The organism is Micromonospora sp. LOL_014 (genome assembly GCF_048060245.1).
In the GTDB taxonomy this organism is placed as follows: Bacteria; Actinomycetota; Actinomycetes; order Mycobacteriales; family Micromonosporaceae; genus Micromonospora_E.
Map to the genome: position 1 here is coordinate 127,225 of NZ_JBHMIP010000004.1, position 21,818 is coordinate 149,042.

General features: G+C 72.2%; 18 protein-coding genes. 12 read left to right on the forward strand and 6 right to left on the reverse strand.

Annotated elements, in window-relative coordinates; all coding sequences use genetic code 11:
* Positions 1-78: 78 nt before the first annotated feature.
* Together ACFHW1_RS05310 and ACFHW1_RS05315 are read right to left on the reverse strand one after the other, a co-directional pair.
* Positions 79-1,767 carry an acyl-CoA mutase large subunit family protein gene (locus ACFHW1_RS05310; RefSeq protein ID WP_416556176.1) on the reverse strand — a complete coding sequence of 563 codons (1,689 nt, stop codon included), beginning with the start codon at positions 1,765-1,767 and terminating at the stop codon, positions 79-81.
* A 92-nt stretch (positions 1,768-1,859) separates the two neighbouring features.
* Entirely contained in the window at positions 1,860-3,566 is a 1,707-nt protein-coding gene (locus ACFHW1_RS05315; protein WP_416556175.1) for a proline--tRNA ligase, read from the reverse strand.
* A gap of 168 nt (positions 3,567-3,734) precedes the next feature.
* On the opposite strand from ACFHW1_RS05315, the gene ACFHW1_RS05320 reads away from it, so the two are divergent.
* On the forward strand, positions 3,735-4,664 hold the full coding sequence (locus ACFHW1_RS05320) for an LLM class F420-dependent oxidoreductase (protein WP_416556174.1): 930 nt from the start codon (positions 3,735-3,737) through the stop codon (positions 4,662-4,664).
* Between the two features lie 315 nt (positions 4,665-4,979).
* Here ACFHW1_RS05320 and ACFHW1_RS05325 read toward each other — a convergent pair whose 3' ends face one another.
* The 3 genes from ACFHW1_RS05325 to ACFHW1_RS05335 form a co-directional block, all read right to left on the reverse strand.
* Positions 4,980-5,648, reverse strand: coding sequence for an ABC transporter ATP-binding protein (locus ACFHW1_RS05325; protein ID WP_416556197.1), 669 nt, complete (start codon positions 5,646-5,648; stop codon positions 4,980-4,982).
* Between the two features lie 142 nt (positions 5,649-5,790).
* A complete protein-coding gene (meaB, locus tag ACFHW1_RS05330; protein ID WP_416614997.1) occupies positions 5,791-6,798 on the reverse strand; it encodes a methylmalonyl Co-A mutase-associated GTPase MeaB in 1,008 nt (335 codons plus the stop codon).
* Complete coding sequence (locus ACFHW1_RS05335; protein ID WP_416556172.1) at positions 6,795-7,982, reverse strand: acetyl-CoA C-acetyltransferase; 1,188 nt, start codon at positions 7,980-7,982, stop codon at positions 6,795-6,797. Before ACFHW1_RS05335 ends, meaB begins: the two co-directional genes overlap by 4 nt.
* Positions 7,983-8,059: 77 nt before the next feature.
* Here ACFHW1_RS05335 and mce point away from each other — a divergent pair, with 77 nt between their 5' ends.
* The 3 genes from mce (at position 8,060) to ACFHW1_RS05350 (ending at position 12,436) form a co-directional block, all read left to right on the forward strand.
* On the forward strand, positions 8,060-8,545 hold the full coding sequence (gene mce, locus ACFHW1_RS05340; RefSeq protein WP_416614999.1) for a methylmalonyl-CoA epimerase: 486 nt from the start codon (positions 8,060-8,062) through the stop codon (positions 8,543-8,545).
* Between the two features lie 468 nt (positions 8,546-9,013).
* A complete protein-coding gene (locus ACFHW1_RS05345; RefSeq protein WP_416556170.1) occupies positions 9,014-10,258 on the forward strand; it encodes a DivIVA domain-containing protein in 1,245 nt (414 codons plus the stop codon).
* 282 nt (positions 10,259-10,540) lie between these two features.
* The gene (locus tag ACFHW1_RS05350; protein ID WP_416556169.1) at positions 10,541-12,436 is read left to right on the forward strand and encodes a hypothetical protein; all 1,896 of its coding nucleotides are present in this window, start codon (positions 10,541-10,543) and stop codon (positions 12,434-12,436) included.
* A gap of 54 nt (positions 12,437-12,490) precedes the next feature.
* On the opposite strand, the gene ACFHW1_RS05355 is transcribed toward ACFHW1_RS05350, so the two are convergent.
* Positions 12,491-13,126, reverse strand: a complete 636-nt coding sequence (locus tag ACFHW1_RS05355) for an acyltransferase (RefSeq protein WP_416556168.1) — start codon at positions 13,124-13,126, stop codon at positions 12,491-12,493.
* A gap of 394 nt (positions 13,127-13,520) precedes the next feature.
* Between ACFHW1_RS05355 and ACFHW1_RS05360 the strand changes: the two genes are divergently transcribed.
* The 8 genes from ACFHW1_RS05360 to ACFHW1_RS05395 are packed head-to-tail and all read left to right on the forward strand — an operon-like array spanning position 13,521 to position 21,813.
* Entirely contained in the window at positions 13,521-14,576 is a 1,056-nt protein-coding gene (locus ACFHW1_RS05360) for a Gfo/Idh/MocA family protein (RefSeq protein ID WP_416556167.1), read from the forward strand.
* Positions 14,573-15,628: an NAD-dependent epimerase/dehydratase family protein gene (locus ACFHW1_RS05365; protein WP_416556166.1), complete on the forward strand. Its 1,056-nt coding sequence runs from the start codon at positions 14,573-14,575 to the stop codon at positions 15,626-15,628. The genes ACFHW1_RS05360 and ACFHW1_RS05365 overlap by 4 nt, the downstream gene beginning before the upstream one ends.
* Positions 15,625-16,773: a DegT/DnrJ/EryC1/StrS family aminotransferase gene (locus ACFHW1_RS05370; RefSeq protein WP_416556165.1), complete on the forward strand. Its 1,149-nt coding sequence runs from the start codon at positions 15,625-15,627 to the stop codon at positions 16,771-16,773. The genes ACFHW1_RS05365 and ACFHW1_RS05370 overlap by 4 nt, the downstream gene beginning before the upstream one ends.
* On the forward strand, positions 16,770-17,489 hold the full coding sequence (locus ACFHW1_RS05375) for an acetyltransferase (RefSeq protein ID WP_416556164.1): 720 nt from the start codon (positions 16,770-16,772) through the stop codon (positions 17,487-17,489). The genes ACFHW1_RS05370 and ACFHW1_RS05375 overlap by 4 nt, the downstream gene beginning before the upstream one ends.
* The gene (locus ACFHW1_RS05380) at positions 17,486-18,616 is read left to right on the forward strand and encodes a DegT/DnrJ/EryC1/StrS family aminotransferase (protein ID WP_416556163.1); all 1,131 of its coding nucleotides are present in this window, start codon (positions 17,486-17,488) and stop codon (positions 18,614-18,616) included. The genes ACFHW1_RS05375 and ACFHW1_RS05380 overlap by 4 nt, the downstream gene beginning before the upstream one ends.
* 14 nt (positions 18,617-18,630) lie before the next feature.
* Entirely contained in the window at positions 18,631-19,908 is a 1,278-nt protein-coding gene (locus tag ACFHW1_RS05385; protein ID WP_416556162.1) for an MFS transporter, read from the forward strand.
* Positions 19,908-20,927 (forward strand): hypothetical protein, encoded by a 1,020-nt coding sequence (locus tag ACFHW1_RS05390; RefSeq protein ID WP_416556161.1) that lies wholly within the window; start codon positions 19,908-19,910, stop codon positions 20,925-20,927. The genes ACFHW1_RS05385 and ACFHW1_RS05390 overlap by 1 nt, the downstream gene beginning before the upstream one ends.
* Before the next feature lie 19 nt (positions 20,928-20,946).
* Positions 20,947-21,813 (forward strand): DUF6492 family protein, encoded by an 867-nt coding sequence (locus ACFHW1_RS05395; protein ID WP_416556160.1) that lies wholly within the window; start codon positions 20,947-20,949, stop codon positions 21,811-21,813.
* Positions 21,814-21,818 lie beyond the last annotated feature (5 nt).

Sequence of the window (21,818 nt, forward strand, 5' to 3'; positions counted from 1 at the left end):
TACCATGAATCCCTTGGAACCGCTGCCCCCGATTGGGTGGCCGGCACCGGCCCCCCAGGTCAGGAGCGCGGGGTCGGGTCAGAAGCGGGCCGGCTCGCGGTAGACGCCCCATTCGGCGCGCAGCGCGTCGCAGATCTCGCCGAGGGTCGCCTCGGCGCGGACCGCGTCGAGCATCGCCGGCACCATGTTGTCGCCGTCCCGGGCCGCAGTGACCAGGTCGTCGAGTCGGCGGCGGACCAACGCGTCGCCCCGGTCGGCCTTACGGGCGGCCAGCAGCCGGCGCTGCTCGACCTCCACCTCGTGCGAGATCCGCAGGATCTCCAGCTCCTTGGCGACCGTACCGGTGTGGCAGTTGACGCCGACGATCTTCTTCCGGCCGTCCTCCACCGCCTGCTGGTACGCGAACGCCGCCTCGGCGATCTGCCCGGTGAACCAGCCGTCCTCGATGCCGCGCAGAATGCCGGAGGTCATCGGCCCGATCGGGTGCGGGCCGTCGCCGCCGAGCTGGCGGATGCGGGCGAAAATCTCCTCCGCCTCGGCCTCGATCCGGTCGGTGAGCGCCTCGACGTACCAGGCACCGCCGAGCGGGTCGGCGACGTTGGCCACCCCGGTCTCGTCCATCAGCACCTGCTGGGTCCGCAACGCGATCTCCGCAGACTCGTCGGTGGGCAGCGCCAGGGTCTCGTCCAGGGCGTTGGTGTGCAGCGAGTTGGTGCCGCCGAGCACCGCCGCGAGCGCTTCGACCGCCGTACGTACCACGTTGTTGACCGGTTGCTGCGCGGTCAGTGACACCCCGGCGGTCTGGGTGTGGAACCGCAGCCAGAGGGCGCGTTCGTCGGTGGCGCCGTACTCGTCGCGCAGCCAGCGGGCCCAGATCCGCCGGGCGGCGCGGAACTTCGCGATCTCCTCGAAGAAGTCGACGTGCGCGTCGAAGAAGAAACTCAGCCCGGGGGCGAACCGGTTGACGTCCAGCCCGCGGGAGAGCCCCAGCTCGACGTAGCCGAAGCCGTCGGCGAGGGTGTAGGCCAGCTCCTGCGCGGCGGTGGAGCCGGCCTCCCGGATGTGGTATCCGGAGACCGACAGCGGTTTGTAGCGCGGGATCCGCCGCGCGCAGAACTCCATCAGGTCACCGATCAGCCGCAGGTGCGGCTCGGGGCCGAACAGCCACTCCTTCTGGGCGATGTACTCCTTGAAGATGTCGGTCTGCAGGGTGCCGTCCAGGGTGGCCAGGTCGGCGCCCTGCCGTTCGGCGGCGACCAGGTACATGCAGAACACCGGCACCGCCGGCCCGGAAATGGTCATCGAGGTGGTGACCGCCGCCAGGTCGATGCCGTCGAAGAGCACGTCCATGTCGGCGGCGGAATCGACAGCCACCCCGCAGTGGCCGACCTCGCCGAGCGACTGCGGGTCGTCGGAGTCGCGGCCCATCAGCGTCGGCATGTCGAAGGCCACCGACAGCCCCCCGCCGCCGGCTCCGAGGATCATCTTGTAGCGCTCGTTGGTCTGCCGGGCGTTGCCGAAGCCGGCGAACTGCCGGATGGTCCAGGTCCGCCCCCGGTAGCCGGTCGGATACAACCCCCGGGTGTACGGGTACTCGCCGGGCCAGCCGATCCGTTCGAAGCCCGGGTGGTCGGCGCCGTCGGGCGGACCGTAGACCGGGTCCACCGTCGTGCCGGACAGCGTGGTGAAGTCCGCGTCGCGTTTCTTCGCGGCGTCGTAGCGGGCCTGCCAGCGGGCACGACCGGCGGCGATCTGTTCGGCGTCCATCGGGGCCTCCTCGGGTCCGGGCGGATCCGAGTCTAGAGCCCGTACTGAACGATCGCTAAGCCCACTGGCTGAGATCGTCGACGGATGCCGCCTCAGCCGGTCGGCCGCAGCCGCCGCCAGAGATGATCGACCACCTCGTCCACCGGCACCCGCACCGTCTCCCCGGCGGCCCGGTCGGTCACCTCGACCACGCCCTCGGCCAGCGACCGCTTTCCGACAGTGACCCGCAACGGAATGCCGACCAGCTCGACGTCACGGAACTTGACCCCGGCCCGCTCCGCTCGGTCGTCGATCACCACGTCCACCCGGCCGCCGCGCAGCCGCTGGTAGATCCGCTCGCCGGTTTCGGCCACCGGACCGTCGTCGACCTGAGCGACGACCACCGCCACCTCGAACGGGGCGACCGCCGCCGGCCAGACGATGCCCTTGGCGTCGTGGTGGCTCTCCACGATCGCCGCGATCGCCCGCTCCACCCCGATCCCGTAGCTGCCCATCACCACCGGAATCCGGTTGCCGGCCGGATCGAGCACCGACGCGTCCAGCGCCTCGCTGTAGCGCTGGCCGAGCTTGAAGATGTGCCCGACCTCGATCGCCCGGCGTACCCGCAGCGGCTCCCCGCACGTCACGCACGGCTGGCCGGCGGCCACCTCGCGCAGGTCGGCCCAGGCGCCGACGGCGATGTCCCGGTCGACGTCGACGCCACGCAGGTGGACGCCGTCGACGTTGGCGCCGGTGAACATGTCCCGCCGGCCGCGCAACGCCTCGTCGGCGATCACCGGCAGACCCGTCAGCCCGATCGCGCCCAGGCTGCCCGGGGCCGCCCCCAGCGCCGCCCGGATCTCGTCGCCGGCTGCCGGCCGCAGCTGCGCCGCGCCGGTGGCGTCGACCAGTTTCTGCTCGTTGAGCGGGTGGTCGCCGCGCAGCAGCACCAGGGTGAGCTGGCCGTCGAGCAGGTACACCAGGGTCTTGATCTGCCGGTCGGCCGGCGCGGCGAAGCGCACCGCGAGGTCGTCGATGGTCCGTACGCCCGGGGTGTCGAACGGCTGCGGGGCGGCGGACCCAGCGGAGTCCGTCGATGGATCGAGCCGCGAGGTCGCCTTCTCCAGGTTCGCCGCGTAGCCACAGGCCGGGCAGTCGACCACCTGGTCTTCGCCGGTCGGTGCCGGGCACATGAACTCGACCGACGCCGACCCGCCCATCGCGCCGCTGGACGCCTGCACCGCCACCGCCGGGATACCCAGGCGGTCGAAGATCCGTCGGTACGCGTCGTGATGCAGGTCGAAGGACCGGTCCAGCCCGGCCCGGTCCAGGTCGAAGCTGTACGAGTCCTTCATGGTGAACTCGCGGGTGCGCATCAGCCCGGCCTTGGGCCGCGGCTCGTCCCGGAACTTGGTCTGGAACTGGTACCACAGCTGCGGCAGCTCCCGGTAGGAGTTCAGCTCCCGGGCAAGGGTCGTGAACACCTCCTCGTGGGTCATGCCCAACGCCAGGTCAGCACCCCTGCGGTCACGCAGCCGAAACATTTCCTCACCCATCGAGTCCCACCGGCCGGTCCGACGCCAGATCTCCGCCGGATGCAACGCGGGCAGGCTGAACTCCTGCGCCCCGATCCGCGCCATTTCGTCGCGGATCACCTCGATCACCTTCGCCCGTACCCGCACCGCCAGCGGCAGCAGCGAGTAGTGGCCGGCCATCAGCTGCCGCAGGTAACCGGCCCGCAGCAGCAGCCGGTGGCTCGGCGCGTCGGCCTCCGCCGGGTCCGCACGCAACGTGGGCACGTGTAGTCGGGACCAGCGCATGGTCGCTCTTCCTCACTTCAAGCGGCGGCGTTCAGCAACGACACAGGGTAACCGGGTTGGGTTCCAGGTAGCGCGGTGCTGGCCGGTCAGGTCCCCGACGACAACGTCTCCTACCGGGCGTACCGGTGCACCCGGCCCGATCGTCCTGACCGGCCTATGCTCGACGGCGTGGACTTGCGGATCTTCACCGAACCTCAACAGGGCGCCAGCTACCAGCAGCTTCTCGCGGTGGCCCGTTGCGCCGAAGACGCCGGGTACGACGCCTTCTTCCGGTCCGACCACTATCTGGCGATGGGCGGCAGCGACGGGTTGCCCGGCCCCACCGATGCCTGGACGACCCTTGCCGGGCTGGCCCGGGACACCAGTCGGATCCGGCTCGGCACCCTGATGACCGCCGCCACCTTCCGCTACCCCGGCCCGCTGGCGATCACCGTCGCGCAGGTCGACGAGATGAGCGGCGGGCGGGTCGAGTTCGGCATCGGGGCCGGCTGGTTCGCCGCCGAGCACACCGCGTACGCGGTGCCGTTCCCGTCGCTGGCCGAGCGATTCGACCGGCTCGACGAGCAGCTGGCGGTCATCACCGGCCTGTGGGAGACCCCGGTCGGCGACACCTTCGACTTCCAGGGCCGGTACTACCAGGTCACCGACTCACCGGCGCTACCCAAGCCGGTGCAGCGGCCCCGGCCGCCAGTGCTGCTCGGTGGGAAGGGCCGCCGTCGGACCCCGCAGCTGACTGCCCGCTACGCCGACGAGTTCAACGTGCCGTTCGAGGGCCTCACCGAGTCGGCGCGGCTGTTCCAGCAGGTCCGGGCGGCCTGCGCCGAGACCGGCCGCGATCCGGACGGCCTGCGGCTGTCCAACGCACTGGTATTGTGCTGCGGTCGCGACGACGCCGAGGTGGCGCGACGGGCGGCGGTCATCGGCCGGGAGCCGGACGAGCTGCGCGCGAACGGTCTGGCCGGCACGCCGGCCGAGGTGGTGGACAAGATTGGCCGGTACACCGAGATTGGCGCCCAACGGATCTACCTGCAGGTGCTGGACCTGGCCGACCTCGACCACATCGAACTCGTCGCCGCAGAGGTGGCACCGCGATTGTGACCCGCGGCTGGGCCGGCCGGTGTCGGAATGCCGGCCGTGTCGGCTTGGCGGCTGCCGCAGCCGGCGCAGCGCCGAGAATCACCCGATGTGGTTGCCATGGAACCTGCCTGCTGGGCACGCGGGTGGCCTCGACTGGCTGGTGTTCGAGCAGTCCGGCGTACTCACCGCCACCGGACCTGCAACAGCGGCGCAAGGACCGGGCCGGACCTGCCCGCGCCGACCGGGTTCGCAGCGGTGCCGCCCGGGTCCGCCGCGATGCCGCCCGGGTGCGCCGCGATCTGAAAGAATCATGGTCGATATACCGGCCAGATCCTTCTAGATCACTTGCCGATCGGGCCACTGTCGGGTCAGTTCGGCCCGGCCGTCGCGCAGGTGCAGTTCGGCGTCGCAGGCGGCGGCCGCCTCCGGGTCGTGGGTGGCGAAGACGACGGCTGCACCCCGGTCAGCTTCGGCCCGTAGCAGGTCGAGGACCAGCTGCCGGTTGGCCGCGTCCAGCTCGCTGGTCACCTCGTCGGCGAGCAGCACGTCACCGTGCAGCGCCAGCGCCCGGGCCAACGCGGTCCGCTGCTGCTGGCCACCGGAGAGCTCCTCGACGAGTTGGTCGGACTGACCGGCGAGGCCGAGCCGGTCGAGTGCGGCCGCGCCGGCCCGCCGCGCTGCCGCCGGGCTCATCCCGACAGCGATCAGCGCCACCTGCAAATTCTCCCCCGCCGTCAGCACCGCGGCGAGGCCGTTGTCCTGTGGGACCAGCACGACCTTGCGATCCACGGCGTGGTCGCGGTCGCGCAGCGGTTCACCGCCGAGCGAGATGGATCCGCCGATCGGCCGCAGCAGGCCGGCCATCGCCGACAGCAGGGTCGTCTTGCCCGCACCGGACGGCCCGGTGACCGCCAGCAGGTGACCGGGTCGCACGGTCAGCGTCACGTCACGCAGCACCGGCTCGGCACTGAGGTAGCCGACGGTCGCAGCCGTTAGCTCGATGATCGGGAGATCGACGGTGGTGGGCACGCGCCGACCCTAGCGGACCTCGCGTCGGTGCGCCGACCGCGCCTGCACCAGTAGCCGACCAGCGGGGGTGGCGGCAGCCGGACCAGCGCGGGGTCGGAGAGCGGTCAGCGCAACCGGGTCAAGACGGCGTCGGGGTGGGCCGGGTCAGCTCGGTGAGCAGCCGGTCGGCGGCGGCGTACGGGTCGAGCCGGCCGGCGAGCACCTCGGCGGCGAGTTCGGCGGGCAGCGTACCGCCGCGCAGCGAGCTGATCCGCTCGCGCAGCGTGCCGATCGCGATCGCCTCGACCTCGGCGGCGACCCGCCGGGCCCGACGGGCGGTGAGCTCGCCCCGGCCGGCCAGCCAGTCGCGGTGCCGTTCGATCGCGGTCACCAGATCGTCAAGACCGTCGCCGTTGGCGGCCACGGTCCGCAGCACTGGCGGACGCCAGCCGCCCGGGGCGGTGGCGGTCAGCGCGAGCATGCCCTTCAAGTCCCGTACGGTGCCGTCGGCACCGTCCCGGTCGGCCTTGTTGACCACGAAGATGTCGGCGATCTCCAGGATGCCGGCCTTCACCGCCTGCACGGCGTCGCCCATGCCAGGGGCGAGTAGCACCACCGTGGTGTCGGCCAGCCCGGCCACCTCGACCTCGGCCTGCCCGACGCCGACCGTCTCGATCAGCACCACGTCGCAGCCGACGCCGTCGAGGACCCGCACCGCCGCCGGGGTCGCCGACGACAGCCCGCCGAGGTGGCCCCGGCTGGACATCGAGCGGATGTACACGCCCGGGTCGGTGGCGTGGTCCTGCATCCGTACCCGGTCGCCGAGGATCGCCCCGCCGGTGAACGGGCTGGACGGATCGACGGCAAGGACGCCGACCCGCAGGTTCCGGCCGCGCAGCACCCGGACCAGCTCGCTGGTGGTGGTCGACTTGCCGACGCCGGGCGCGCCGGTCAGCCCGACGACCAGGGCGTGCCCGGTGTGCCCGGCGAGCTCGGCGGCGATCTGCGGCAGCAGCGGCCCGCCGGACTCGACCAGCGTGATCAGCCGCGCCACGGACCGGGCGTCGTAGGCGCGGGCCCGCCGGACGAGATCCGGAACGTCGCGGGAGCCGCCCCGGCTCACCTCGCGGTCAGCACCCGCAGTCACTTCGCGGTCGGCACCCGCAGGATCAGGGCGTCGCCCTGCCCGCCGCCGCCGCAGAGCGCGGCGGCGCCGGTCCCACCGCCACGCCGACGCAGCTCCAGCGCGAGAGTCAGCGCCAGCCGGGCGCCGGACATGCCGATCGGGTGACCGAGAGCGATCGCGCCGCCGTTGACGTTCACGATCCCTGGATCGACCTCGAGGTCCCGGGTCGACTGCACGCCGACGGCGGCGAACGCCTCGTTGATCTCGATCAGGTCGAGATCGGCGACGGTCATCCCGGCCTTGCCGAGGGCGTGCCGGATGGCGTTGGACGGCTGGGAGTGCAGCGAGTTGTCCGGGCCGGCGACGTTGCCGTGCGCACCGATCTCGGCGATCCAGTTGAGGCCGAGCGCCTCGGCCCGGGACCGGCTCATCACCACCACGGCGCACGCGCCGTCCGAGATCGGTGACGAACTACCGGCGGTGATGGTGCCGTCCGGAGTGAAGGCGGGACGGAGCCGGGCCAGCGTCTCGGCAGTGGTGTCCGGCCGGATTCCCTCGTCGTTGAGCAGCCGGACCGGGTCGCCCTTGCGCTGCGGCACCTCGATCGGGGTGATCTCCTCGGCGAAGACGCCGTTCTTCTGGGCGACCGCGGCCCGCTGGTGGCTGGTGGCGGCGAAGGCGTCCTGCTCGGCCCGGCTGATGCCGAGCCGGGCGCCGTGCCGCTCGGTCGACTCGCCCATCGCGCAGCAGTCGAACACGTCGGTCAGCCCGTCCAGGGCCATGTGGTCGGCGACCACCACGTCGCCGTACTTGTAGCCGGCGCGCTGGCCCCGCAGCAGATGCGGCGCGTTGGTCATCGACTCCATCCCGCCGGCCACCACGACGTCGAACTCGCCGGCCCGAATCAACTGGTCGGCGAGCGCGATCGCGTCGAGACCGGAAAGGCAGACCTTGTTGATGGTGAGCGCGGGTACGCTCATCGGGATACCGGCGCCGACCGCGGCCTGCCGGGCCGGCATCTGGCCGCTGCCTGCCTGGAGCACCTGGCCCATGATGACGTACTGCACCTGACCGGGGTCGACGCCGCCGCGACCGAGGGCGGCGGAGATCGCGGTCGAGCCGAGGGCGGTGGCCGGGAAGTCCTTCAGGTTGCCGAGTAACCGGCCCATCGGGGTGCGTGCGCCGCTGACGATCACCGAGGTCATGGGATTCCGCCTCCGCACAGTGGGACAAGGCCGGGGTGCCGGCAACAACTTAACGATGGTTCGGCCAGACTATCGCCATGACGGAAGAAGCTCCTGCCGAGGCCGCTGCGGACTATGTCACAGACATCGGCCTGCTGAAGATCGATCATGTCGGGATCGCGGTGGCGGATCTGGACACCGCGCTCGATTTCTACACCCGCACCTTCGGCATGCGCTGCGTACACCTGGAAGTCAATCACGCCCAAGGGGTACGCGAGGCCATGCTCGCCGTCGGGCCGGTGCCCGACGGCGGTCAGGTGCAGCTACTCGCCCCGTTGTCCGCCGAGTCGACCATCGCCAAGTTCCTGGACCGCAACGGCCCCGGGATGCAGCAGTTGGCGTACACGGTGGTGGACATCGACGCGGCGTGCGCCGCGCTGCGCGAGCGCGGACTGCGGCTGCTCTACGACGCACCCCGGCCGGGCACCGCCGGTTCACGGGTCAACTTCGTGCACCCGAAGGACGCTGGCGGCGTCCTGGTCGAGCTGGTCCAGCCGGCCGCGGCCACGGACCAGCCGGCCTGAGTCACGAACCGGCCCGGTCGTGCCGACTGGCCGGCCAGCTCCGGTCCGCTGATGCGGATCGACGGACCGGAACTGGTCGGTCGGGAATGCCGAAAGGAAGCGGACCGACAACTTCACCGGTTTTCAGGTACGGTGCCCCGGCGGCGAGCCACCCGGTGTGACACCGGCGACGGAACGGTTCGTCGGCGGCCGGCCCGCCGGCCGGGCATGACCCCACCCGACGTTGCCGGCGTTGCCCGGAACCACCCAGAGGAACCGCTCTGAGCTGGGCAGACGTCGCGCTGACCGGGCTCCGGACAGGGTGGACGGCGATGGCCCGACGACCAAAAAGACTTCGTTGCGTACGCGCGCGCCTACAATTCGTAGACCGATCGCCGGTCGGCTGAGAAAAGATGACCATGTCGGCTATCGTGGTGACGGGCAGTTCGCTCTTGCGAAACACCTAGGTACGTCTGCCACTATGTCTCAATGCCCCAGCAGCAGTCCTCCCTTGCGTTCTTCGATAACGCCAGCGCTCCGCACGACTTCACCGTCGTGCTTCGTGGCTACGACCGCAACCAGGTGGATGACCACCTGCAGCGGCTGGTAGCCGCCCTCACCCAGTCGGAGCAGGCTCGAGCTGAGGCCGAGCAGCGGATGAACGACGCGCAGCGCCGGCTCCGCCAGGCCGAGCAGCGGCTCAACGCGGTCGAACAGAAGCTCACCGACACCAACAAGCAGCTCGAGGAGAACAACCGGCCCACCCTCTCCGGCCTGGGGACCCGGGTGGAGCAGATTCTCCGGCTGGCCGAGGAGCAGGCCAACGACCACCGCGGTGAGGCCAAGCGGGAGTCCGAGGGCATCCTCTCCGCAGCCCGGCTGGAGGCCCGGGAGATCACCGACAAGGCGCGGGCCGAGGCCGCCGCGATGAAGGCCGGGGCCGAGCGGGAGGCGGGCAGCGTCCGGACCGCAGCCGAGCGGGAAGCGGCCGAGGTCCGGGTGCAGGCCCGGCGCGAGGCGGACACGCTGCGGGCCGACGCGGACCGGGAAACCAAGCAGCTGCGCGCGGTCACCGCACACGAGGTCGCCGAGCTGAAGTCGACCGTGGAGCGTGAGGTCGCCACCCTGCGGGCCACCGCGGAGCGGGAGATCACCCAGCTGCGGGCCAAGGCGGCCCGGGAGGCCGAGGAGAAGCGGGCCGAGGCCACCAAGTTGCTCACCGACGCTCGCGACAAGCGGGACAAGGATCTGCAGGCGCTGGAGCTGCAGCTGGCCGAGCGCCGGGAGAAGGCCGAGCGGGAAGAGTCGGAACGGCACGCTGCCCAGGTCGCGCAGACCCAGCGGATGGTCGCCGAGGCCGAAGGGCGCGCCCGGGCCGCCGAAGACCGGGCGAAGGAGATCGAGCAGCGCGCCGAGGCACGCCGAATCGAATCGGAGCGGTCCGCCCAGGAGACCGTGGACAAGGCGAAGTCGCTGGCGGACAAGACCCTCAACGAGGCGCGCAGCGAAGCCAACCGGCTGCTCACCGAGGCCCGGACCGAGGCCGAGCTGACCACCCAGGCCGCTCGCCGCGAGGTCGAGGACCTGAACCGGCAGAAGGACGCGGTCACGTCGCAGCTGGGCCAGATGCTCTCCGGCCTGGCCGGGATCGTTCCCGGCGTGCCGCAGGGCGGCGCGGACAGCGGCAAGGCCGACGACAGCGCCGAGCCGGTCAACGCCAAGTCGGCGAGCTGACCACCCGGTGCCGCACCGTTGCGGTGCACTGACCACCTGAACCACACCGACGAAGGGCCGCGCCGCACCACCGGCGTGGCCCTTCGCGTTCGGTGCCCGGTCCCCTGCTGTATGTGTCCCTGCCAGCCTGCCGCCCGGGGCGACGCGCCTGGTCACCGCCGGTGTTCCTGCATACCCGCTGAGCGAATGGTTCACACCTGGCAAATCAACCGAAGTGACGCGCGTCCTGTCAGGAGCATGGGTATCGCCCCGCAACAGGGCGTTGCGTGTGAGGATGGAGCCATGGCGCAAGGCGAAGAACTCTTCAACCTTGACGGGGACTCCGGGTCGGGGCCCAACTTCGAGCTGGCGCTGCGGGGGTACGACAGACGTCAGGTCGACCGCTACATCGCCCGTACCGAGAACGAGCTGGCCACGCTCGGCGCGGAGCGGGAACAGATCTACGTACAGATGCACACCCTGGCCGCGCAGATCGAGCAGCTCCAGACGGATCTGACCGAGGCCCGGCGGGAGACCAGCTTCCTGGACCAGGTGTCGTTCCGGCACCTCGGCCCCCGGGTCGAGCAGATTCTCGGACTCGCCGAGGACCAGGCCGAAGAGATTCGGTTCAACGCCGCCGAGGAGATCGACGCCCGCCGCGCCGAGGCCGAGCAGGTACTCGCCGACGCCCGGCAGCAGGCCGACACCGCGATGCGCGACTTCGAGCTGGCGCTCGCCGCCCGCCGCGCCGAGGAGGACCGCGCCAACGCCGCCCGCCGCGCCGAGGCCGAGGCGACCGTGACCAGCGCCCGCGAGGAGTCGGACAACCTGCGGGCAGCGGCCGAGGCGGCGCTGGTCGCCGCCCGGGAGGAGGCCGACCAGCTCATCGCCACCGCCCAGCAGCAGGCCGACGACGCACTGCACGCGGCGCGGCGCGAGGCCGACGACACCATCAAGGCCGCGCAGCGGGAAGCCAGGCAGACCGTCACCACCGCCCAGGAGCAGGCCAGCAACGCGGTCAGCACCGCCCAGGAGACCGCCGACCGGACCCTGACCGACGCCCAGGCCGAGGCCGAACGGCTGGTCACCCAGGCCCGGATGGACGCCAGCCGGTTGGTCACCACCGCCCAGGAGGAGGCGGCGAACCTGCGCGAGGCCGCCGAGGCGGCGGTCGCCGCCGCCCGGCAGGACGCCGAACGGATCCGTACCGAAGGCGAGGCCGCCGCCGAGTCGGCCCACCGGGAGGCCGCTCAGGCCGTCGAGCAGGCCACCGAGTACGTCACCCGGACCCACGCCGAGACCGACGCGTTCGTCGCGCAGACCCGCGCCGAGCTGGACCAGGAGCTCGCCGCCCGACGTGACCAGGTCGAGCAGGAGGTGACCATGCTGCGCAGTACCGCCGAAGCAGAGGTCGCCGAGCTGCGCGACCGCGTACAGCAGGAGGTCGACCGGCGCCGCGCGACGATGGAGCAGGAGATCGGCGAGTTGCGGGCCGCCGCCGAGCAGGAGGTGGAGCAGTGGCGCGACACCACCCAGGAGATCATCGCGAACCAGCGCGGTGAGGCCGAGGAGTACGCCACCCACATCCGCTCCCGGGCCGAGGAACAGGCGGTGACCATCCGCCAGCAGGCCGAGGAGTACGCGCTGAGCGCCCGGGGCAGCGCCGACGAGCACGCCGCGAGTGTCCGACGTCTCTCCGAGGAGCACGCGGCGATTGCCCAGCGTCAGCTGGCCAGCAGTCAGCAGCAGGTGGCGTCCGCCCAGCGTGAGGTCGTCTCCGCCGGTCAGCAGCTCACCGAGGTACTGCAGGAGGTCGCCGAGGCGCAGCAGGCCCTCGCTGACCTGCGGCACCAGATGGTGCTCACCCGGCAGGAGTCCGACGAGGCTCGGCGTACGCTCAGTGCGGTCCAGGCCGAGCTGGCCACCGAACAGCAACGGCTCGCCGGGCTGCGGGAACCAGAACCGGCGGCGCAGGAACTAGCGCAGGAAACAGCGCGGGAACCTGAGCCGGCGGAGCCGCGGCCCGAGACGGCCGCGCAGCAGGCCGAGCCGACAACGACGACTGCGCAGGCCCCGGAGGAGGCGTCGGAGGAGACCCTGCCGGTGGACGCGGTCCCGACCGAGGCGGTGTCGGTCGATCAGACCGCTGAGAAGGTCGCCGCGGGCGCGCCCGAGCGCAAGCACCGTACCCACGCCTGACCCCGACCCTCGGACCGCCGATGATCCTGCCGTGCGGACGTGGGCTGGCCGGGTTCACTCCTCGGTGAGCTGCCCGTCGCGCTCGACGTGGCGCTGCCCGGTGCGGGGGCAGACGTACCGGCCGTCGCCGTCCTCGACCAGCGGTACGCCGGCCCGGCCGACCCAGCCGACCCGACGCGCCGGCACCCCGACGACCAGGGCGAAGTCCGGGACGTCCCGGGTGACCACGGCACCGGCGGCGACCGTCGCCCAGCGGCCGATCCGCACCGGGGCGACGCAGACCGCCCGGGCACCGATCGCCGCGCCGGTGCCGATGGTGACACCGACCGCGGTCCAGTCGTCGCCGGTCTTCAGCCGCCCGTCCGGGGTGACCGCCCGGGGGTACTCGTCGTTGGTGAGCACCGCCGCCGGCCCGATGAACACTCCGTCGTCGAGTTGCGCCGGCTCGTAGACGAGGGCGTGGTTCTGCAGTTTCACGTTGTCGCCGAGCCGGACCCCCGGACCGACGTACGCCCCCCGGCCGATGATGCAGTTGCGGCCGACCGACGCGTCCTCGCGGATCTGGGCCAGGTGCCAGACGCGGGTGCCGGCACCGATACTCGCCGTGTCGGCCACGTCGGCGGAGCCGGCGACGGTGACCTCGGCGGAGCTGGCGGCGGTGGCGCCCGGGCGCGCTGCGGTTGCACTCATGAGCGGTGATCCTCCCTGGTCACCGGCAGTGTGTCAGAGCTGCCGGAGGTGCGGCGCACACGGTAGGGGGTCACCGGCGCCGCCGATGTCGGGAAACCGATCCTGTGCTGCGAAGCGGCCGACTCTCCGGCCGGAAGGAACCGACCATCCGGGCCGGCACTGGCCGACAGGTGGACCCCGGCCAACGAAGGTACCTCCTGACCGCGCGGTTGTGCCGGGTTTACGTCACAGTGCTGGCGTCGGCGTGGCAACGCTCGGTAGCTTCCCGAACGGACCCTCTCCGCTGGGCCCACCGGTGGGCCGCGCCCATCCGGCGGTGGCCCGGGTCGGCCCGGCTCCGCCCGGGTCAGCATGCCCCCCGACGAAATGGACATCCGTGACCCATCCGCCTGCCATGCCGGACGAACCCATCGGCGTAGCCGTCATCGGCGCCGGCTACTGGGGCCCCAACCTGGTCCGCAACTTCATGTCCAGCCCGGCGTTCCGGCTGCGCTGGCTCTGTGACCTCGATCTCGGTCGGGCCCGCACGGTGCTCGGCGACTACTCGACGGTCGGTGCGACCGACGATCTGGCCCGGGTGCTCGCCGACGACTCGGTGGGTGCCGTGGCGATCGCCACGCCGGCCGGCACCCACCTCGAGGTCGCCCTCGCCGCGCTACGCGCCGGCAAGCACGTGCTGGTCGAGAAGCCGCTCGCCGCCAACCACGCCGACGGGACGCGGTTGGTCGCCGAGGCCGAGCAGCGCGGCCTGACCCTGATGTGCGACCACACCTACTGCTACACCCCGGCGGTGCTGCGGATCCGGGAGATGCTGCACTCCGGCGAGCTGGGTGAGCTGCACTACCTCGACTCGGTACGGATCAACCTGGGTTTGGTGCAGCGCGACATCGACGTCGTCTGGGACCTCGCCCCACACGACCTGTCCATTCTCGACTTCGTGCTGCCGCCGGGGGTACGGCCGGTGGCGGTCGCGGCGCACGGCGCCGACGGCATCGGCGCCGGCCGGGCCTGCGTGGCGTACCTCACCCTGCGGCTGAGCAGCGGCGCGATCGCCCACGTGCACGTCAACTGGCTGTCCCCGGTCAAGATCCGTACAACGATCATCGGCGGGTCGAAGCGAACCCTGGTCTGGGACGACCTCAACCCGGGCCAGCGACTCGCCCTGTTCGACCGCGGCGTCGACGTCGCCACCTCCGACGAACTCGGCACCGAGGCCCGCCGGGACATGCTGGTGTCGTACCGCTCCGGCGACATGGTCGCCCCGGCGCTGACCGAGCGGGAGGCGCTGCGCACCATGGTCGACGAATACGCCCGCGCCATCCGTACCGGCACCCCGGCGTTGACCGACGGCCGTTCCGGCCTGCGGGTGCTGGCCGTCCTGGAAGCCGCCACCCGCAGCCTCGCCGCCGGCGGCACGATGATCCCGCTGGACGAGGAGCCCACCGCATGACCGTCGCAGGCACTGCCGGGTCCACTCCCGGTGCCGCTCCCGCCGTCGACCTGGCCAACTCCACCGTCCTGGTCACTGGCGGCGCCGGCTTCATCGGCTCGCACCTGACCGAGCATCTCGTCTCGCTCGGCGCGCAGGTCGTCGTGCTGGACAACTTCCGCAACGGCACCCGGGAGAATCTGACATTCCCCGGTGCCGAGTCGGTCCGGGTGATCGAGGGCGACATCTGCGACCCACAGACCTGCCAGGACGCGACGGCCGGGGTCGACGTGGTGTTCCACCTGGCCTGCCTCGGGGTACGCCACTCGCTGCACAGCCCGGTGGAGAACCACCAGGTCAACGCGCTCGGCACACTCAACGTGCTGGAGGCAGCGCGGGCCGCGCAGGTGTCCCGGCTGCTGTACGTGTCGACCTCGGAGATCTACGGCCGGGCCCTGGAGTTCCCGATCACCGAGCAGACCACCCCCTGGCCGCTGACCGTCTACGGCAGCAGCAAGCTGGCCGGTGAGCACTACGCCCGCTCGTACCTGGAATGCTGGGGGCTGCCGGTGGTCTGCGTCCGGCCGTTCAACAACTACGGGCCGCGGTCGCACTTCGAAGGTGACTCCGGCGAGGTGATCCCCCGGTTCATCCTGCGGGCGCTGGCCGGGCAGCCGCCGGTGGTCTTCGGCGACGGCAGCGTCACCCGCGACTTCCTGTACGTGAAGGACTGCGTCGAGACGCTGGCCCGAGTCGCCGAGTCCACCGAGCTGGTCGGCGAGGTGGTCAACCTCGGGTACGGCGAGGAGCTGACCATCGGCCTGCTGGCCCGCACGGTGCTGGAGGCGGTCGGCCGCACCGACCTGCAACCGGTGTTCGAGCCGCCACGCCCGGCCGATGTCCCCCGGCTCTGGGTGGACACCTCCAGACTGCGCAAGACGGTCGACTTCGCCCCCCGGGTGTCGTTGGCCGAAGGCATCGGCCACACCCTCGAGTACTTCCAGCGGTTGCTGAGCGAGCAGCCCGGTGCGCTGGAGCGGATGCAGACCAGGAACTGGAGCCAACCGGCATGAGCGAAGCCAGTCCGCGCCGCATCCAGGTGATGCTGCCGATGCTCGGCGAGGAGGAGGAGCAGGCCGCCGCCGCGGCGATCCGCTCCGGCTGGGTGGCCCAGGGCCCCCGGGTGGCGCGGTTCGAGCGCGAGTTCGCCGCCGTCGTCGGCGCCGGCCACGGGGTGGCGGTCAGCTCCTGCACCACCGCGCTGCACCTGGCGCTGGTGCTGCACGGCGTCGGCCCCGGCGACGAGGTCGTCGTGCCGTCGCTGTCGTTCATCGCCACCGCGAACGCGGTCCGGCACGCCGGTGCCGAGCCGGTCTTCGCCGACGTCGACCTGGCCACCGGCAACCTGACCGTCGAAACGATCGAGGCGGTACGCACCCCGCGTACCCGGGCGGTGATCGCGGTCCACCAGGGCGGGGTGCCGTTCGACACGGCCGCGCTGCGCACGGCGGCTGCCGGCTGGGGCGTACCACTGATCGAGGATGCCGCCTGCGCGGCCGGTTCCCGGGCGTACGGGCAGCCGGTGGGTGCCGGGGCGGCGATCTCTGCCTGGTCGTTCCACCCGCGCAAGGTGATCACCACCGGTGAGGGCGGCATGCTGACCCTGGCCGACACCGACGGCGCGGTCCGGCTGCGCCGACTGCGCGAGCACGGCATGAACGTCTCCGCCGCCGACCGGCACGCCAGTGCCCAGCCGGTGCTGGAGGCGTACCTGGAGCCGGCCTTCAACTACCGGATGACCGACATCCAGGCGGCGGTCGGCCTGGTCCAGGTCGGCCGGCTCGCCGGCCTGGTCGCCGGCCGGCGGGCGCTCGCCGCCCGCTACCACGAACTGCTCGCCGGGGTCGACGGGCTGGTGCCGGTGGTCGATCCGGCGTACGGCGAGACCAACTTCCAGTCGTTCTGGGTGCGGGTCGACCCGGAGTTCGGCGTCGGCCGCGACGACGTGCTCACCGGGCTGTCCGACGCCGGGGTGTCGGCCCGGCGCGGCATCATGGCCGCCCATCTGGAGCCGGCGTACGCCCACGTCGCCCCGGCCCCGCTGCCGGTGACCGAGCGGCTGACCCGGGATTCGCTGATCCTGCCGCTGCACCACGCGCTCACCGAGGCCGACCAGGACCACATCGTCGCGGTGCTACGCAAACTGGCCGGCCGATGAGGGATTTGCTGATCGTCGGGGCGGGCGGTTTCGCCCGGGAGACCGCCGCCGCTGTCGCGGCGGTCAACGCGGCGGCACCGACCTGGCGGCTGCTCGGGTACCTCGACGACGACCCGGCGTTGCACGGCACCGGGCGGGTCGGCGTACCGGTGATCGGCGGCACCGACCTGGTCGCCGAGCTGGCCGACGCGGCCGTGCTGGTCTGCGTCGGCAACCCGCGCGACTACCGGTCCCGGCGGCGGCTGGTCGAGCGGTTCGGCCTGCCGCCGCAGCGGTACGCGACGATCGTGCACCCCGCCGCCCGGATCGGCGTCGGCTGCACCGTCGGACCGGGCAGCGTGCTGCTGGCCGGGGTGGATCTGACCGCCGAGGTGTCCGTCGGTGCGCACGTCGCGGTGATGCCACAGGTGGTGCTGACCCATGACAACGTGATCGGGCCGTACGCCACGATCGCCTCCGGGGTGCGCCTCGGTGGCGGGGTGCGGCTCGGCGACGGCGTCTACGTCGGTGCTGGCGCGCTGCTGCGCGACGGGATCGCCGTCGGTGCCTGGTCGCAGCTGGGCATGGGCTCGGTGGTGCTGCGCGACGTACCCGCCGGTGAGGTGTGGGTCGGCGCGCCGGCCCGCTTCCTGCGCCGCGCCAACGCGCCGGTTGACGGCCCGGCCGGCCACCCCGCCGATCGAACGAACGAGTCGCAGTTGAGGAGTCACGCGTGAGCAGCATCCCCCTCGTCGACCTTGCCGCCGCCCACACCGAGGTGGCCGAGGAGGTCGATGCCGGTTTCAAGCGGGTCCTCGCCGGCACCGCGTTCATCGGCGGCGCCGAGGTGGCCGCCTTCGAGGCCGAGTACGCCGCGTTCAGCGGCGTGCCGCACTGTGTCGGGGTGGCCAACGGCACCGACGCCCTGGAGCTGGCCCTGCGGGCGGTCGGGGTCGGTCCGGGCAGCGAGGTGATCCTGCCGGCGAACACGTTCATCGCCACCGCCGAGGCGGTCGCCCGGGCCGGCGCCCGAGTGGTGCTGGTCGACTGCGACCCGGCGACGTACCTGATCGACGTGGACGCGGCGCTGGCCGCGGTCACCCCGGCCACCCGGGCGATCGCCCCGGTGCACCTGTACGGTCAGCTCGCCGAGGTGGACCGGCTACGCGCCGGGCTCGCCAGCTTGTCCACCACGGGGCAGGAAATCGCGATCGTCGAGGACGCCGCGCAGTGCCAGGGGGCGACCCGGCACGGCCGGGGCGCCGGTGCCGACGGGATCGCCGCTACCAGCTTCTACCCGGGTAAGAACCTTGGCGCGTACGGCGACGCCGGCGCGGTGGTCACCGCCGACGCCCAGCTCGCCGCTGACGTCCGGCGGATGTCGGCGCACGGCAGCGTCCGCAAGTACGTGCACGAGGTGGTGGGCTTCAACAGCCGCCTCGACGGGCTGCAGGCGGTGGTGCTGCGGGCCAAGCTGGCCCGGCTGGCCGACTGGAACGACCGGCGGCGCGCCGTCGCGGCCCGCTACCACGAGCTGCTGGCCGGCCTCGACGTGGTCCGGCCGGTGACGTTGGACGGCAACCTGCACGTCTGGCACATCTACTGTGTCCAGGTGCCCGGCGGGGCCGATCGCCGCGACGCCGTGCTGGCCGCGTTGAACGCGGCCGGGATCGGTGCCGGCATCCACTACCCGGTGCCGGTGCACCTGACCCCGGCCTTCGCCGACCTCGGCTACCCGGTCGGGTCGTTCCCGCACGCCGAGTCGACCGCGCCGGAGCTGCTGTCGCTGCCGATCTACCCGCAGCTGACCACCGGGCAGCAGGACCGGGTCGTCGAGGTGCTGGCCGCCGCGCTGGCGGGCTGACCGGACAATCCACCGTGTACGTCACCCTGCGCGACCGGCCTGGCGCGGACTCGGGCACCCCGGGCCGTGCCGTCGGCCGGCGGGTGTCCGGCACCGTGCTGCTGCTCGGCACGGTCAGCCTGCTGACCGATGTCTCCTCGGAGATGGTCGCCTCGGTGCTGCCGCTGTACCTGACCGCCGTGGTCGGGCTCAGCCCGGTGGCGTACGGCTTCGTGGACGGCGTCTACCAGGGGGTCAGCGCGCTGGTCCGGATCGCCGGTGGGTACGCCGGGGACCGTGGTGGGCGTCCGAAGTGGGTGGCGGTGGTCGGCTACGGGGCGTCGGCGCTGAGCCGGATCGCCATGTTGCCGGCGCAGGGGTTTGCCGCGATCACCACAGTGATCACCACGGACCGGCTCGGCAAGGGGCTGCGCACCGCGCCCCGGGACGCGCTGATCGCCGCCTCGTCGGACCCGGCGCTGCTGGGGCGGGCGTTCGGCGTGCACCGGGCGTTGGACACCGTCGGCGCCGCGCTCGGGCCGCTGGTGGCGTTCGCCCTGCTCGCCGCAGTCCCGGGCAGCTACGACTCGGTGTTCCTGGTGTCGTTCGCGTTCGCGGTGGTCGGCGTGGCGGTGCTGGTGCTGTTCGTGCCGAACCTGTCGACCACGGTGGGCGCGGTGCGCTTCGGCGTACGGCGGATGGTGGCCGAGGTGACCGGGGCCCGGCTGCGCCGGCCGCTGCTCGCCGCCGGTCTGCTCGGTCTGTCGACCATCGGCGACGGGTTCCTCTACCTGACGTTGCAGGACCGCGACGACTTCGCCGCGTTGTACTTCCCGCTGCTGTTCGTCGGCACCAACGTGGCGTACCTGCTGTTGGCGGTGCCGATGGGCCGACTGGCCGATCGGGTCGGCCGGGCGAAGGTGATGGTCGCCGGGCACGGCGCGCTGCTCGTCTGTTACCTGCTGGCCGCCGCGCCGGCCGGCGGCGTCGGGTTGACCGTCGCGGTGCTGCTGCTGCTCGGCGTCTTCTACGCTGCCACCGACGGGGTGCTGCCGGCGCTGGTCGCCCGGTTGGTGCCGGCCCCGGCCCGGGGTAGTGGGATCGCCGCCGCGCAGACGGTGGTGGTGCTGACCCGGTTCGTCTCGTCGATCGCTTTCGGTCTGCTGTGGTCGGTGACCGGTCCGGCCGGTGCGGTGCTGGTCTTCGCGGCGGTCCTGGCCGGAGGCATCCCGGTGGCCTGGTGGCTGCTGCGTGGCGTGGACCGCGCTCCGGCGGCCGGCGACGCCGTCGTACCGGCGGGTGAGGGGTCCTGATGGGGCTGCGGGTCCGGCTGGCGGTCCTCGTCGCGATCGTGCTGCTGGTGACGTTCGGCGCCGGCGGGTACGTGTGGCAGGTGCGGCAGTCGCAGGCCCGGGTGCAGGCCGACGCCAGCCCGGTGCCGGTGCGGGCCGACCTGGCGGCGGTACGCGCCGAGGCGCACCTGGTGTTCCGCTCCACCGCACTTGGCACCGGCTACGGCGAGGTCGCGATGACGCCGCTGTCCGATCCGGACGGGCCGCGGGCGCTGACCGGGGCGAGCTGCGAACGGGTGTACGCCACCGACTCGCAGACTCTCTGCCTGTCCGCCGAGCGTGGGCTGCTCACCGTGTACCGGGCGCGGCTGCTGGACGCGGGGTTCGAGCCGAGGCTGGACCTGCCGTTGACCGGGATCCCGTCCCGGGCCCGGCTGTCCCGCGACGGTACGCTGGCCGCGACCACATCCTTCGTGGCCGGCGACTCTTACGCCAACCCGGGCGAGTTCTCCACCCGTACGGTGATCAGCCGCACCGACGGCGAGGTGGTCGGCGACATCGAACAGTTCCCGCTCTACGTCGACGGCGAGCCGGTCACCGCGGCCGACAAGAACCTGTGGGGGGTCACCTTCGCCGACGACGACCGGTTCTACGCCACCGCCGCGTCGGGCGGCCGGACCTGGCTGGTCGAGGGAAGCATCGGCGAGCGCCGGGTCGACGCGCTGCGGGAGGACGCCGAATGCCCGTCGTTGTCGCCGGACCGGACCCGGGTGGTGTTCAAGAAGCGCGGCGACCTGCCGCCGGGCCAGTGGCGGTTGGCCGTATACGACCTGACTACCGGCGCCGAGACCATGCTGGCCGAGACCCGCAGCGTCGACGACCAGGTCGAGTGGCTCGACGACGGGAACGTCGTCTACGGGCTGCCCCGCGACGCGGACGGCGGTGCCGCGACCAGTGACGTGTGGCAGGTCCCGGCGGACGGTTCGGGCGCACCGCAGGTACTGGTGCACGATGCCTGGTCACCGGCGGTGGTCCGGTGACCCGACGAAGGAGATCATCTTGACGGAGCTTGCCGTGGTCACCCCGAGCTTCGGCCCGGATTTCGAGTTGTGCGCCGCGTTGCACCGCTCGGTGCTGGCCCACTCCCCCGCCTCGGTGCGGCATCACATCATCGTGCCCCGGGCGGACCTGCCCCGCTTCGGGGCGCTGCGGGGCGACCGCACGGTGCTGCACGACGAGGCCGAGTTCCTGCCGTCGTCGGTCCGGTCGCTGCCGGGGACGAAATACTCAGTGAACCTGCGCCGGCCGTTCCCGCCGCTACGCGGCTGGATCCTGCAGCAGGTGATCAAGTTGTCGGCGGCGGCCCGGATCCCGGCGGACGTCGTGGTGCTGGTCGACTCGGACATCGAGTTCGTCCGGCCGTTCTCCGCAGCGACCTTCCGCCGCGACGACGTCGTGCGGTTCTACCGCCAACCGGACGAGGTCGACCAGCGGCTGCCCCGACATGTCCGGTGGCACGAGGTGGCCCGCGCGTTGCTGGGGTTGCCGGCGCAGCCGCCCCCGTACCCGGATTACGTCTCATCCCTGCTGGCCTGGGATCCGGTGATCGTCCGGGGGTTGCTGCAGCGGATCGAGTCGGTCACCGGGCGACGGTGGGCCGATGTCGTCGGGGCACAGCTGCACTTCTCCGAGTGGACGCTGTACGGCGTCTACGTCGACGAGGTGCTCGGTGGTCAGGCCGCGACCGGGTTCGCCACCACCGACAGCCGGTGCCACGCGTACTGGGAAGAGGTGCCGCTCGACGAGTCGTCGGTGGCCCGTTTCGTCGCCGAGATCGGCCCGGACGACGTGGCCGTGATGATCTCGGCGAAGTCGCGGACGCCACTGGAGCTGCGCCGCGCGGCGATCACCGCGCTCACCGGCTGAGCGAC